15 protein-coding genes are annotated in these 14216 nt (G+C 39.2%); 8 read left to right on the top strand and 7 right to left on the bottom strand.

Translation table 11 applies throughout. The features are described from left to right. Positions 1–372: 372 nt before the first annotated feature. Complete coding sequence (locus tag VB654_RS24120; protein WP_323216373.1) at positions 373–693, top strand: hypothetical protein; 321 nt, start codon at positions 373–375, stop codon at positions 691–693. Between the two features lie 168 nt (positions 694–861). On the opposite strand, the gene VB654_RS24115 is transcribed toward VB654_RS24120, so the two are convergent. The 4 genes from VB654_RS24115 to VB654_RS24100 form a co-directional block, all read right to left on the bottom strand. Next, a complete protein-coding gene (locus VB654_RS24115; protein ID WP_323216372.1) occupies positions 862–2778 on the bottom strand; it encodes a GTPase family protein in 1917 nt (638 codons plus the stop codon). An 83-nt stretch (positions 2779–2861) separates the two neighbouring features. After that, the gene (locus tag VB654_RS24110) at positions 2862–4196 is read right to left on the bottom strand and encodes a hypothetical protein (RefSeq protein WP_323216371.1); all 1335 of its coding nucleotides are present in this window, start codon (positions 4194–4196) and stop codon (positions 2862–2864) included. 524 nt (positions 4197–4720) lie between these two features. Beyond that, positions 4721–4861 carry a hypothetical protein gene (locus tag VB654_RS24105; RefSeq protein ID WP_323216370.1) on the bottom strand — a complete coding sequence of 47 codons (141 nt, stop codon included), beginning with the start codon at positions 4859–4861 and terminating at the stop codon, positions 4721–4723. Positions 4862–4902: 41 nt separating this feature from the next. Next, on the bottom strand, positions 4903–5595 hold the full coding sequence (locus VB654_RS24100) for a response regulator transcription factor (RefSeq protein ID WP_323216369.1): 693 nt from the start codon (positions 5593–5595) through the stop codon (positions 4903–4905). Positions 5596–5926: 331 nt separating this feature from the next. Here VB654_RS24100 and VB654_RS24095 point away from each other — a divergent pair, with 331 nt between their 5' ends. The 6 genes from VB654_RS24095 to VB654_RS24070 all read left to right on the top strand — a co-directional run bounded on the left by VB654_RS24095 (position 5927) and on the right by VB654_RS24070 (position 10104). Continuing rightward, entirely contained in the window at positions 5927–6445 is a 519-nt protein-coding gene (locus VB654_RS24095) for a phycocyanin subunit beta (RefSeq protein ID WP_323216368.1), read from the top strand. Between the two features lie 64 nt (positions 6446–6509). Further along, positions 6510–6998, top strand: coding sequence for a phycocyanin subunit alpha (locus VB654_RS24090; RefSeq protein WP_323216367.1), 489 nt, complete (start codon positions 6510–6512; stop codon positions 6996–6998). A 79-nt stretch (positions 6999–7077) separates the two neighbouring features. Continuing rightward, positions 7078–7911 (top strand): phycobilisome linker polypeptide, encoded by an 834-nt coding sequence (locus VB654_RS24085; RefSeq protein ID WP_323216366.1) that lies wholly within the window; start codon positions 7078–7080, stop codon positions 7909–7911. Between the two features lie 75 nt (positions 7912–7986). Continuing rightward, positions 7987–8772, top strand: a complete 786-nt coding sequence (locus VB654_RS24080) for a HEAT repeat domain-containing protein (protein ID WP_323216374.1) — start codon at positions 7987–7989, stop codon at positions 8770–8772. Between the two features lie 77 nt (positions 8773–8849). Continuing rightward, on the top strand, positions 8850–9290 hold the full coding sequence (locus VB654_RS24075; protein ID WP_323216365.1) for a HEAT repeat domain-containing protein: 441 nt from the start codon (positions 8850–8852) through the stop codon (positions 9288–9290). 64 nt (positions 9291–9354) lie between these two features. Further along, entirely contained in the window at positions 9355–10104 is a 750-nt protein-coding gene (locus VB654_RS24070; protein ID WP_323216364.1) for a phycobilisome rod-core linker polypeptide, read from the top strand. Positions 10105–10265: 161 nt separating this feature from the next. Here the strand turns inward: VB654_RS24070 and VB654_RS24065 are convergent, their stop codons facing one another. Together VB654_RS24065 and VB654_RS24060 are read right to left on the bottom strand one after the other, a co-directional pair. Next, positions 10266–10511: a DUF4926 domain-containing protein gene (locus VB654_RS24065; RefSeq protein WP_323216363.1), complete on the bottom strand. Its 246-nt coding sequence runs from the start codon at positions 10509–10511 to the stop codon at positions 10266–10268. A 21-nt stretch (positions 10512–10532) separates the two neighbouring features. Continuing rightward, the gene (locus tag VB654_RS24060; protein WP_323216362.1) at positions 10533–10865 is read right to left on the bottom strand and encodes a DUF6883 domain-containing protein; all 333 of its coding nucleotides are present in this window, start codon (positions 10863–10865) and stop codon (positions 10533–10535) included. Between the two features lie 486 nt (positions 10866–11351). On the opposite strand from VB654_RS24060, the gene VB654_RS24055 reads away from it, so the two are divergent. Next, on the top strand, positions 11352–13967 hold the full coding sequence (locus VB654_RS24055) for a PAS domain S-box protein (protein WP_323216361.1): 2616 nt from the start codon (positions 11352–11354) through the stop codon (positions 13965–13967). A gap of 22 nt (positions 13968–13989) precedes the next feature. On the opposite strand, the gene VB654_RS24050 is transcribed toward VB654_RS24055, so the two are convergent. Next, a complete protein-coding gene (locus VB654_RS24050) occupies positions 13990–14118 on the bottom strand; it encodes a hypothetical protein (protein WP_323216375.1) in 129 nt (42 codons plus the stop codon). Positions 14119–14216: the final 98 nt, after the last annotated feature.

The following is a 14216-nucleotide window of genomic DNA, read 5'->3' as shown; positions in this document are numbered from 1 at the left end:
AAGAGTTTTTAGTTCCGTCGAACTCACGTTAAATTACATTAAATCCTTGTAGTGAGGGCAAAGATGCCCGCCTATGTTAAGTTAAATATCGATTCGCTTAGGCATTGTTTACTGAATTATTTACAATGCTTCATAATGTCATTGATAAGTAAAGTTTATTGTATTTTGAGTTCAACAGCTAATCGCCACTGTTAGTCTTTTAATTATGTGAGCAGTTCAGCAATTCTTGATCAGTTAAAAATGCTTAGACAGATTTAGAAGCGAAGAAATTTCTCTCTGTTCATCATGTTTCGTTAAGCTATTCAGGAATCTCTTCCAAACTTATATTCACCAACTAGACAAATTCCACAAGTATTAATTACCAACACCGTTATGACTCATTACTCTATTGATTGGATAGAAGCCTGGTGTCAAGAAAATGGCTGGACAGAATTATTTGTTGAGCGGCGCAACAACTATTGGGCTTTTCCTCCCGGATGTGTCATGCCTGAACCAATTCCCAATCACGTCCTCAACTTGATTAAAGCTGAGAAGGGTTTCACTGTTGAGGAAAGAGTCTGGTCAGCATCGGCGGTAATTAGCACAATCGTAGCTATTATTTCTACATTTGTATTCAAGTGTCCCATGCCATTAGTTTTAGCGTTCGCTTTCAATGCTGTGACTGTAGCTCAATTTGAAATGGAAGATGCGTAGCCGCCGTGAAGTCAAAAGTCAAGAAGCTGATTTTATCGGCTTTTTATTGATTTGTAATTGTCTGTTTATTTCCGCCGATTGGTACTAGATATTTAATTGAGACATAATAATGAAAACTGCTTATGAATGTACTTTTAGTAAGAGCAGTTTTTATTTTATGTGTAAAAGTTAAACTGCTTTCAAATAGTAATTAAATCGTTCCCGGAGTTTTTCCACATTCATATCCTGAGTCCAGTACTCCACTAGCGCATGACCAAATGCCCAGGCGTTGCGGTCAGGTGCAGCAGAATTTTCTAGTAGCAATGGCCAAAGAGATAGCAAATCAAAGTTGAGCGGATTAACCTTACCTGTATGCAATAGGGAAAATAGGTCATAGGCCATTTGCAGTTTACCAATCACAATCGGTAATTGTTCCACTGGAATTTGCTCTGCTAGGAGATACGCCAGAGTGGGAGAACCAGTTGATACTGTGGCGATGAATTGAAGCACAGGACTTTTAAGTAGTGCAGTTAGTCCTTGAGTGGTCGCCATTTGGAAAGTATAATGATCAATGATTTTGGCAGATGCGACAGTACGAGCTTCCAAGTTACGCAAAAACCGAGCTAACCTCAGTTGTTTAGCAGGTGCGATCGCATTTACAATTTGCCAAGATAGGGCTTCTACTCCCCAAGCAACTCGACCTGTTTTGATATCGCTGGTAACAATCGGTAATACTAGATTACAGAAGTTATCCAAAAGTTGGGCGCGGTATTCGGTAGCGTTGCGAATGGCAATTTCTTTGGGACGATTCCCCGATTCCCAATTGTATGGCGGTTCCCACTCGCGGAGAGGACGCAGACGATCTACTTGGGTAATTACGGCAATGGTTGGTAATTCGGCAACTTCCGCCTGCATATCTTGGAGAAAATCCACATCCATTTGTAGGGCGGGATCAAGTGCAGGGGTAACTAAAAGTAGTAAATCTGCGTTTGTAGCATAATCAAGCACCAAATTTCGCAAATCACCACCATTCACCTGTTCATAGCCTGGGGAATCCCACAGCGTTAAAGTTTCGCCTGTGGAACTTTGCCAATGATAATTTTGAATCTGATCAGTGCTGGGTAAAACATCCACCTCTGCCAGATCAGCCTGAAATAAAGTATTAATCAAACTGCTTTTGCCCGAACCTGTGCGCCCGACAATGAGAATATTTACAGGTTTTTGGGCAACTTCTTCGGCGGGTTCGGCTTTGGCTAATATTTCTCGCAGGTTTTGAGTCTTAGCTGTGGGTAGGGTTGGTGTAGAAATACTGGCTTCTGCAACTGGTAATTTGCTACCACTGTAAAGTGCGATCGCCTGACGGCATAAATTTCTCAGCGCATTTTCCCGCAGTAGTTGACCTAAATTGACTAATAACTGCTGAGTTGCTTGGTTTGTATAACCCTTAGTAGCTTGCTTGGCCACTGCGACTACAGGATTAAATAGCCACTGCGCCCAATTCCATGCTTGCCAAACTTTCCGAGCCGATGGCTCAATTTTGCGATAAACTTCATAAGCTTGGTAAGCTTGTCCAACGGTAATCTGATTCAGTGCTGGTGATAGCTTCTGCATCCACTGATCTAAGTCATCCATCGTTCCCCGAATTAACCCGTAAGCCTGGGGTATATAAATATTCAACAGGGGATATTGAACTTGAGGATAATATATATGCGCGATCGCTGTGACTAAATCTTGGCATCGTGTCCAAAAGGTTTGCCAGTCTTCCCAAATTGGGCGATCGCTATCTGCTGCTTTGAGAATCTGTTGCAGTGCTATTTCTGCCTGTTTAATACTATCGCTTTGGGCTGGTAGTCCTACTGGCTGATCTGCGGCTGATTCTAACTCTTCTGTGACTTCTGCCAAAGCCATTTCTACCATATTGATTTGAGGTTTAGTCCATCTCATCAGCAGCCAACGCCAGCCCACAAATACCAGAGTAAATATACCCCAGATCCAACTAATACCCCAGGTGTGAATTTGCAACCCGGCACAGATGAGCAAAAAAGCAATAATTAGTGCAATGGGGAATGCTAATACTACCCATTGCCACAGTTTTAATCGCAGCATTTTTTAGTGATCCGCCCTAATTTTTGATACTCCCTACATCTATACTAAATTTATCCCAAAAAACTTCTATGGGGAATCAAGGCTTATTTAAAACCCTTCACTGACTTCTTTTGTCCCTTACCTTTGGGCTTAGATTTGTTAACTTCTGCGATGGCCTCTTGAAATAAGTTGTGCAGATGTATCGGTACACTGGCAATTTCTGGTAAATCTGGCTCTATAGGTTTGTCGAATTCCTGTAAAAGTGAATCCAAGTTATTTGCCAGGCTAAACTCTGGACGTTGTAGAAAATCTTGCAACAATTTTTCTAGTGGAATTGGATACTTTTGGGCTAAACGATGCCAGATAAAAGCATTAATACTTTTGTCTTCCAGATAGTGGCGAATTAGTTTTTCATTACCTTCAAGATTTTGCCCATCTTCATCTGAGAGAATTGCTTGCATCCTACTATAAGTTGGTAAAAACATTTGTCCCCAACGAGGATGAGAAAGAGTCGTAACTTGTTCTGCTTTCCTAAGTTCGGCAGGTAAATCAACCTTTGGCATGACCATTTTAGTCTTGTTGGTACTCTTGTTCTCTTTAAAAATTTGAGAAACTACATTGGAGTCTGCACCAATTTCTTTGGCGACTGTTTGTATTTCTTCTTCGCTAACGCCAGCTTCTTCTGCCATTTCCGCCAGAGATTTGGAAGAATCAATTCCTGCCTCAGCCAAACGTTTTTCAGTAATTAACTCTTGAAATTCTGCGATTTTTTTATTCAGTTGGTATCCCGGTAATGTAATTTCATCATTGCCGAAAAAGTCTATAAACTGCTGATGATATTGCTCTACTGATTGCCAAGCTTCTTCTAACAAGTCAGGAGCATCGCTATAAAGATTATTTTTATAGTTTTCTTTGAAATTACCAATTGCTACAGCAAGTTTTGGCTTACCCAATTTGCCCATTATTGTGTAAGGGCTAGAAAACATCCAGTCGCTATTATTAATGGGAAAAATATGAGTTAGTAATATTTCTCCGACTTTCAAGCGAGATAATTTCTCTAAGGTTTGAGTATCACTGGGTTTGACAATGTAGCGTTTATCTGTGAGCCAACTGGTAAACTCAAAGCTATCGGGTAAAATATTAGTTATGGCAAATAAGCCAATAAAACTACGATGCCAGTTTTTTAGTAAATTACAATCGCTCTCTGATAAATCTTGATTGTTTTCGATAAACAATTCTAAAGGGGATTTATCACCAACTTGTCCTTCTACAAGAAAGCTATCAATAATTAAGTCTTGCTGACTACTATCTCCGCTACCACGGCGCAGATGTTCTGCTGCATAAGTTTCGAGTGCTTCTGCTAGTTCGCCTTCTGCATCTAAGACAAAATCGACTAAGGCTTGTTTTAATTGGTGCGATCGTTCTAAAATGGCATCCACAGGTAAATCTTTTGGTGCAACAATTGCAGTTTATAGCTTTTAAGAGAGTTTTTGCATCTAGCGATCGCTAGATTTTATAATTAGGCAGTATGCCCAATGAAATAAATACAGGACTTACGCAAAGCAACAGAATGTAAAATCGGCAAAACCGTTGCGCTTGCTTGATTTCACTATAGCTAACGCCACGCTACGCGGTAAGCGCAGCTATACCCGTCAGGGCTTTACCTTCCATTCGCAATGACATACATTCAGATTTTCACACCTGCCTACTTAAGTAATTACATAATTGACAAGAAAATGAGGTTATAAGCATGACATATAAATGTTTATGTGGTAAAACAATCAGAAAAGCAGGAGAGATTCAATGTTCTGCTTGTAGGAAAAATAGGAATTTAAGCACACAAATGAAAATCCCAAAAGTTTTTAACTATTCTTCTCCAGCTAGAACTTGTTTATGTGGGAAGAAAATTAGGGATAATACTCAGCTTTTTTGTTCTGTATGTCGTAAAAAACGAGGTTATTAGTCATGCAAGCGATCGCTCATAGTTTACGTTTTCAAAATGTTGCTGTACCGTAGTGATCACATTAGCATCATCCCACTTGTAGCCACAGAACAAAACCCAATCCCAGGAAATTGCCTCTTGAGAATATTTAATTTTTAACAAAAAACCTGAAATTTTATATCCTCTTGAGGACAGGTTTGAAATCAGCAACTTTGCAAAAGGTCTGGTGATTTGAGACGATATCCTAGACCGTGCATGGTTTCAATAAAATCTTCTGGTGCGCCAACTGCTTTGAGTTTTTGGCGGACACTTCTAAGATGAACTTTAATAGTATGTTCGTCGGGAGATGTTTCGCTTGTCCATAGATTTTCGATAATGAGGCTGCGACTAAGAACTCGCCGACCATTTCGCAATAGTAATTCTAAAAGACTGTATTCTTTTGGTGTTAAATGGAGAAAATTATTTCCATAACTGACTTCGTAGGTGCTAGGGTTAAGTTTTAAATCTCCCCATTGCAATATAGGTGTGGAGTTTGTGTTACCTCGACGTAATAAAGCCCGAACCCGCGCAAATAATTCACCTAAATCAACAGGTTTAATGATGTAGTCATCTGCTCCAGCATCTAAGCCATTAATCTTGTTGGTGATTGTATCACAAGCTGTAATCATCAGAATCGGCATTTGATAACCGTGCGATCGCAACCGATGGCACAGACTAATACCATCTATTTCCGGTAACATCAGATCCAACAGCAGTAGATCATAGTTTAGGGCTTTGGTGCAATCCCAAGCGGCTTCTCCGTCTGTGGCAATGTCAACAACATAAAGCTGGTCTGTTAGTGCCTCTGCCAAGGTTTCCGCTAAACGAATATCGTCTTCAACTAAAAGAATTCTCATCAGAGTATATGGTTAGAAAGCAAACCTTAATCATCACTTTACCGGACAACGGCTGGGTTTATTAACGGGTAAATTATGGCGTTTTAGCTACAAAATCGGCAAAAAAGCGATTTTTTTCAATTAGAAATCCAAAATACTTCTTCTAAATTTGCAATACTTATTTACACATTCAATTGCGAATTGTAAAGATTTTAGTTTTTCTACTAATCTTTCCGATTTATTTACAATTTCCTTACCTATTTATTTACACCAAACCCCTTAATCTTCTAAATCAAGGCGGGTAAAGGAAATGTCTACTTTCCAAAACCTAAAAATTTAGGAGAAATTGAAGATGCTTGATGCTTTTTCTAGAGTAGTTGAACAAAGCGATCGCCAAGGCGCATATTTGACCGATGATCAAATCAATGCTCTCTCTGCTATAGTTGCAGATGGCAACAAACGCTTAGATGTTGTTAACCGTTTGACCAGCAACGCTTCCGCAATCACCGCAAATGCTTATCGCGCATTAGTAGCTGAAGAACCCAACGTATTCGGTCCTGGCGGTGCTTGTTTCCACCACCGTAACCAAGCAGCTTGTATTCGTGACTTAGGCTTCATTTTACGTTATGTTACCTATTCCGTAGCTACTGGAGATTCCAGTATTATGGATGATCGTTGTTTGAACGGTTTGCGCGAAACCTATCAAGCATTGGGAACACCTGGCGCTACAGTTGCTTCCGGCATTGGCAAAATGAAAGATGCCGCGATCGCTATTGCTAACAATAACAACGGTATTACCCGTGGTGATTGCAGCAACTTAATGTCTGAAGTAGCTAGTTACTTTGATCGTGCAGCAGCAGCAGTTGTTTAATTTTGAATCGAATTTTCATTCATTTGATCAGCCAAAATAATAGATTTTTAGGAGAATTTTAACTATGAAGACCCCTCTTACCGAGGCTATTGCTGCTGCGGACTCTCGTGGCGCATACTTAGGCAACACCGAAATGCAAGCTATATTTGGTCGGATGAGCCGCGCTCAAGCTGGATTGAATGCTGCTAAAGCCTTCAACCAAAACGGTCAAAAATGGGCTGAAGCTGCTGCTAACCACGTTTACCAAAAATTCCCCTACACCACCCAAATGCAGGGTTCTCAATACGCTTCCACCCCAGAAGGTAAATCCAAGTGTGTTCGTGACATCAGCCACTACCTCCGCACCATCAGCTATTGCTGTGTGGTTGGTGGCACAGGTCCATTAGATGAGTATGTCGTAGCAGGTGTAAAAGAATTTAATGCTGCTTTGGGTTTATCCCCCAGTTGGTATGTAGCCGCATTGGAATTTGTCCGCGACAACAATGGCTTATCTGGTGACGTAGCTGGAGAAGCAAATATTTACCTCAACTATGCTATCAACGCATTGAGCTAAAAATTTACCAGTTAAACGAGTAAGGGGACAGGGAAAAACACTTTCTTCTCCCCTTATTTGATCATAAGGAGTTAAAAGCATGACCCTTTCCATGGAACAGAGGTTAGGCATCAGTGCGGTTTTAGACACAAAAATCGAACTGCGCCCTAATTACAGCGAAGACGAATTACAGCAAGTTCTCAAATCTGCTTACGAACATATATTTGGACGCGAACGAGTTTATATTGGTGGAACTTTTGCTAATGCAGAAGCAATGCTTAGAAACGGACAAATTAGTGTGCGCCAATTTGTGCAAACATTAGCAAAATCCGAATTTTACAAAGAGCGCTTCTTTTATAGCAATTCCCAAATTCGTTTCATTGAACTGAATTATAAACATTTGTTGGGACGCGCTCCCTACGATCAATCAGAAATTGCCTATCATGTAGATGTCTATGCTGCTCAAGGTTATGATGCAGAAATAGACTCTTATATTGATAGCATGGAATACACCAGTGCCTTTGGTGATTCCACAGTTCCCTATCTCCGGGGATTCAAGTCAATTCCTGGCATGAAACAGGTTGGATTCAACCGCCTATTTACACTGTATCGGGGTGATGGTAACAGCGATAATGCTGGCTCAAAAAGCCCCCGCTTACGGCAACAATTAGCGATGAATTTGCCTAATGTCATCATTCCTCCCACCACATCTATTAGATTTATATCTGATCTTGGTTTTGGACAATTAAAGAGTTCTCCCGCTCGCGGAGACAACCGGATGTATATGATGGAAGTTATCGCTGGTGGAGTTGGTACTAAAGTAGCTGTTCGTCGTAGCCGACAGTTGTACAACGTACCTTTTGATCAACTGTCCCAGAAATACCAGCAAATTCACAAGCAAGGCGGCAAAATTATCAGCGTCAGACCTGTATAAAAGTAGTTGGTGATTGGTGATTAAAAACAATTTATGATCACCAATTACCCATTACCCATTACCCATTATCAATTTATGGTTGTTACTACTTCTCCTACTGAACCCATTCTCTCTCCTGAAACTGCGATTTCTTCCCTAGACGCAGAGGATAATCAAATTAGATATTATGCTGCTTGGTGGTTAGGAAAACATCAAATTCAATCAGCTTGTGCAGCCCTTTGTCAACAACTCCAGGATGTTCGTTATCGTACAGTTCAAGGCGGCTATCCCTTACGTCGTCAAGTTGCTCGCGCTTTAGGAGAACTCAAAAATATTGAAGCAGTACCCGCCCTCATCAATGCCCTAAACTGTGATGAAGATGAGCAATTTCGGGAAGTTGTCATTGAGGCTTTAGGAAAAATTGGCGATTCCACTGCGGCTGCTCCCCTCTTACAACTTTTACAATCTGCTACACCCCAACCCTACGAAGCCTTGATAGAAGCCTTGGGAGAATTGCGAGTATTAGAAGCACGTCCGCTAGTTGAGCCATTTTTAAAACATTCCTCCGAAAGAGTTCAATGTGCTGCGGCACGTTATCTTTATCTCATCACCCAAAAACCAGAATATCTCGAACGCATTATTCAAAATCTTAATCACGAAAATCCTTATTTACGCTGGGCTGCGGTCTTTGATTTAGGAGCAATTGGTCATATAGAAGCAGCAGAAGCAATTGTGCAAGCAAAAATTGGTAATAGTCTCAAACTATTAAACCTAAAACGAATTTTAGAAACAGTATTAAAAAGCGATATATCAGAAATAGAAAAACAACAATCAACGCAAACCCTATTTCAAATCATTGATCAATTATTAATCCAACTTTAATAATAAACCAAACACTCTTCTTCCTCTCTCTGCGCCTCTGCGTGAGAAAAAAATTAATTTACCTAAAATTACCAATTATGAACACAAAAGTAGAATCTCTAATTGCAGATTATCAAACTTGCACAGATCAGAATGAACAAGCAAAAATCATCAGCATTCTCGCTGATCTTGGCGATGATCTCGCTTTAGATTTATTAGTAGATGTAGTAGGTGTAGAAGTTGCCAATCATTGCCAAGGAAATGTACGCCGAGTGGCGGCTAGGGGCTTAGAAAAGATGGTGATTTCCACTACGGACTCTGAAAAAAGACAAAGAGGAATTGACAAGCTGTCTTGGGCTTTGTTAAATGCTGAAGATTGGGCATTGCGTTATGCTTCTGCGGTTTCTTTGGGAGCAGTTGCGACAGTAGAAATCAATACTATCCTTCATCAAGCTATGACGCAAGAATCAGACCGAGTTGTTAAAGAACGGATTCAGATGATTTTGAATAATTGTCTAAATCAGGATATCCAGGATTAAATCCCTATTTTAAAATTATCAATTTTCTATAAATGTTAATTATTAGTTACTAAACAATCTCACCATGACTATTCCTTTAAAAAACTACGCCCCCTCCAGTCAAAACCAACGAGTTAAAGGATTTGAAATCCCTGGAGACGAACAACCCAAACTTTACACTACTGAAGGAACTCCGTCCACGGTAGAAATGAATGAATTAATTTGGGCTGCTTATCGTCAGATTTTTAACGAACAACAAATTCTGGTTAGTAACCGTCAGTTGACTCTAGAATCTCAGTTAAAACACAAAAGTATTACTGTTAGAGATTTTATTCGCGGATTGGTAATGTCTGAAACATTTCGTTTACGCAACTATGACACAAACAACAATTACCGATTTGTAGAAATGTGTGTACAGCGTCTTCTGGGGCGGAAAGTTTACAATCAACAAGAAACAATTGCTTGGTCTATAATCTTAGGTACTAAGGGCTTACAAGGATTCATTGATGCACTGTTGAGTAGTGAAGAGTATCAAACCACTTTTGGTGATAACACTGTTCCCTATCAACGTCGGCGGATTATTTCTCAGCGTCATCTAGGAGATTTACCCTTCAGCCAATTTCCTCGTTATGATCAATACCATCGTCAGCAATTAGAGAAACTGGGCTATTTCAAAGCTAAAGCTCCTCTGGTATATTGGTGGAAATGGCAACAAGATCCATATCCCAAGGTTTACCAAGTGATTTCATCAGCTACTTGGTTCACAGGAATTACCCTGATAGGACTTGGGACTGTTGTGGTAATTCTGTCCTATTACGGTCTAATTTCTTTGTAATATCAAGTTAATTGAGATCAATTCTATTAACAGCCTGAAAATGAATTTTCAGGCTAAATTTATTTTTTTTCGATAGTGTAGCCATCTCAGGATTTACATCACATTAATATTTTGGGAGCATCCAAACCACAAATCATATTTCCACAGCAAGAACTTAGTTGTTAGCCAATATTAGCCATTAACCTGACTGCGGGTCTATCGGCACGAGTTGGTAAGCGGAAACAACTCATTGGCAATGTAACAATAGCCACAGTATTGCCAAGCATATCGAAAAACTCAACGCTGTAGCCTGTTTCTAGTCCGGGAACATCATGTTGTTCAACTACTGTGCCAATGTCTCCAGCATATACATTATCTTCAGGAAGATCACGCAATAAGATTACATCTGAGTAAAGAGTGAAATTCATTGCAACCTCCAATATTGCTTGCTAATCAGGAAATAAAGTGATCAATCGCGGAAAGTCTCTACCTGTATCTATTTGCCAGACTGTCTTAACAAGGAGTAGCCTGTTAATAGGGGTAAGTAGATTTGCGCTCACTTCATATCTTGTACCATAAGCAGTTTCTTTAATCAGATTAACATCTACAGTTAGATGAAACTTACGGATATCTGATTCTAGCTGCTGCCAGTTATTAGGACAATAACCAAATTGGAGTAGTAATTTCGCTTTTGTCCCACCACGTTTATGTTCAGTATTCAGTAAATACTCAGTTAGCTTGGATGGTTCAATTACTGCGCGATCGCTATTTGGGATTTTCATCGGTAACATTCTCCATAATTTTACTGGAGACTGCCCTTGAAGAGAGTTAATTGCAAAAGAAAAAATTGAGAAGCGAATTTTGTAGATTTGCAACTCTGGTTTTTTCGAGCATTACAACTCAATCACAGATTACCACTATAAAAACTGGTAAATCGTGACCCACTCTAAACAACTGTATGTATTTACAGTACAGCCATTGAGTGATTCTTCAAGGCGCAGCCTTAAAGTTAGGTTGTGAATGCTACGAATTGACCATTGCTGCTGCTTCCTTAAAATCCTTTTGCAATCCTTACATTGCACACTCTCCACCCTTTTTACATCTGTTTTACATTTGTTTTACCTTTTTGGTGTGGAAGCACACGCAAAGAATTCGAGCGTGAACGAAACTAGGGTGGGAAAAAAGGAGTAAGTTAAATATAGCACAAATTTTTTGGAAATGTCTAACAAATCCCCAGCAAAGTTATCATAATCCTAAACCCCTTGCTTATGCTCAATCCATTCGGTATTTTTATTGGATTATTTATCATCACCCTGTTTACAACTTACTATCTGCTACAGCGACAAATAACTCAACGACAACGAGCAGAAAAAATTATCCGACAGCAAACTGATAGAGAACGTCTAGTAAGTCAAATAGCTCACCAGATTCGCAAATCCCTGAATTTAGACGAAGTGCTAGTCACCACAGTAGCAGAGGTAAAACAGTTTCTCCAAGCTGACAGAGTTCTAATTTATCGGATTTGGGAAGATGGTACTGGTTGTGCAATAACCGAAACTGTATCAGAAAATTATCCTTGCATTCTCGGAGAAACATTTCCAGAAGAAGTATTTCCCAGGGAATATCATCATGCTTATACTCAAGGAAAAACTCGCGCTATTACCAATATAGACCAGAGTGATGTAGAATCTTGTTTAGCAGATTTTGTGAAACAGTTTGGTGTAAAAGCTAAATTAGTAGTACCAATATTGCAAGAAGTGCGAGATATTCCTCCCTATTCTCAACCTTATCTTTGGGGTTTGTTGATTGCTCATCAATGTGAAAAAACCCGTGAATGGCAACATTGGGAAGTTGAATTGATGGTACAATTAGCCAATCAAGTAGCGATCGCAATTCAACAGTCAGAACTCTACGAACAATTACAAGAGCTGAATATAGAACTAGAAAACCGAGTCCAACAACGCACAGAAGAACTAGCTCAAACTAACATTTCTTTACGAGCAGAAATTATTGAACGTCAACGCACTGAAGCTGCACTTCGTCACACTAATCAAACTCTTGAATCTCTGATTGCTGCTTCACCTCGTGCTATTTTTACCGTAGATTTAGATAACAATATTAAAATTTGGAATCCTGCGGCAGCAAGAATGTTTGGTTGGACAGAAGCAGAAATTTTAGACCAACCTAACCCCATCATTCCCATAGAACTAGAAGAATATCAAAAAATCAGAAATAGCATCATTCAAGGTATCACTCTTCCCCGTTTAGAAGTACGCCAACCCAAAAAAGACGGTACATTGATAGATATTGTTTTTTCTGCGGCTCCTCTCCGCAACAGCAATGGAACAATTACTGGTATAGTCGCAGTAGTTGCAGATATTACAGAACAAAAACGTCAAGCTGAACAAGTGCGGTTACTTCAATCTGTCGTTGTTAATACTAATGATGCTGTTTTAATCACAGAATTTCAACCCATAGATGAACCTGGACCACGCATTTTATATATCAATCAAGCTTTTACACGCATGACTGGTTATAGTTCCGAAGATGTGTTAGGTAAAACTCCTCGTATCCTCCAAGGTCCAAAAACAGATCGGGTTGCTTTAGATCAAGTGAGAAATGCTCTTTCCCGTTGGGAAACTGTTACAGTTGAAGTTATTAACTATCGCAAAGATGGTTCGGAATTTTGGGTAGAATTTAGTGTAGTTCCTGTAGCCGATAAAACAGGATACTATACTCATTGGATAGCAGTACAAAGAGATATTACAGAACGCAAAAGAATTGAACAAGCATTACAACGTAGTGAAGAAAGATTCCGCTCACTGATTGAAAATGCTTTAGATGTTATCACTATTTTAGATACAGAAGGGACGATTCAATATATTAGTCCATCTGTAGAAAAAGTTCTAGGTTATCAATCTGCTAATCTGATCGATCAAAATTTTTTTGCCCTGATTAATCCTGATGATTTTGTCACCACTTGTTATCACATTACCAATGCAATTAAAAATCCTGATATTCCCCTACCTGTAGAATTTCGTTATCGTCATCAGGATGGATCTTGGCGAACTTTAGAAGCTATTAGTCAGAGATTTGTTGATAATTCAGAACTCACACAAATCTTTGTTAATTGTCGTGATATTACAGAAAGAAAAAGATTAGAAGAAGTGAGAGTAGCATTGGAAAAAGAAAAAGAATTAAGCACCATGAAAATTCGTTTTTTCTCAATGGCATCCCATGAATTTCGGACACCATTAAGTGTTGCTTTAGCTGCTGCTCAATTATTAGAAAATTCTCCCTATTCCTGGCAAGATGACAAAAAAAGAATTCGCAATTTACGCCGCATTCAAGATTCTGTAAAAAATATGGTACAGCTTCTTGATGATATTTTAACCATCAATCGAGCCGAAACTGGTAACTTAGAATTCAATCCCAAATATCTGGATTTAGAAAAATTTTGTCGTCAGTTTGTTGAAGAAATACGTCTGAGTGATGCTTCTAGACATATACTAGCTTTTATTTGTGAAGGAAATTCGGAAAAAACATATTTAGATGAAAAGTTGTTGCGTTCAATATTAGGAAATCTCTTGTCAAATGCTATTAAATATTCACCTGAAAACACTCAAGTTGATTTTCATCTCATCTTTGAGGAAATGGAGGTAATAATTAAAATTTGTGACCAAGGAATTGGCATTCCCACAAATGACCAAAATGAATTATTTGAACCATTTCATCGAGGTAAAAATGTTCGTAATATTCCCGGTACAGGTTTAGGTTTGATGGTTGTACAAAAATGTGTAGATTTACACGGAGGCAGTTTAAATATTATTAGTGAATCTGATCATGGTACAACTGTTACTGTTACATTGCCCTTAGTAACGTAAGTTGCTACGTTGCTATGTATTTTTAATACAAGTATATTCTTCCACCGTCGGTAGATGTGAACCAATAGTTGTTGCGCCGCTCAACAAATAATTCTGTCCAGCCGTTTTCTTGACACCAGGCTTCAATCCAATCAAGAGAGTAATGAGTCATAACAGTACTAGTAATTAAGACTTGCGAAATTTGTGTATTTAGTGAATATAGATTTGTGAGAGATTCCTGAATAGTTAGTCAATCATGATGAACTTGGC

Source organism: Nodularia sp. UHCC 0506, from assembly GCF_034931045.1.
GTDB lineage: Bacteria > Cyanobacteriota > Cyanobacteriia > Cyanobacteriales > Nostocaceae > Nodularia.
This window is presented reverse-complemented; position numbering and strand designations above follow the sequence as displayed.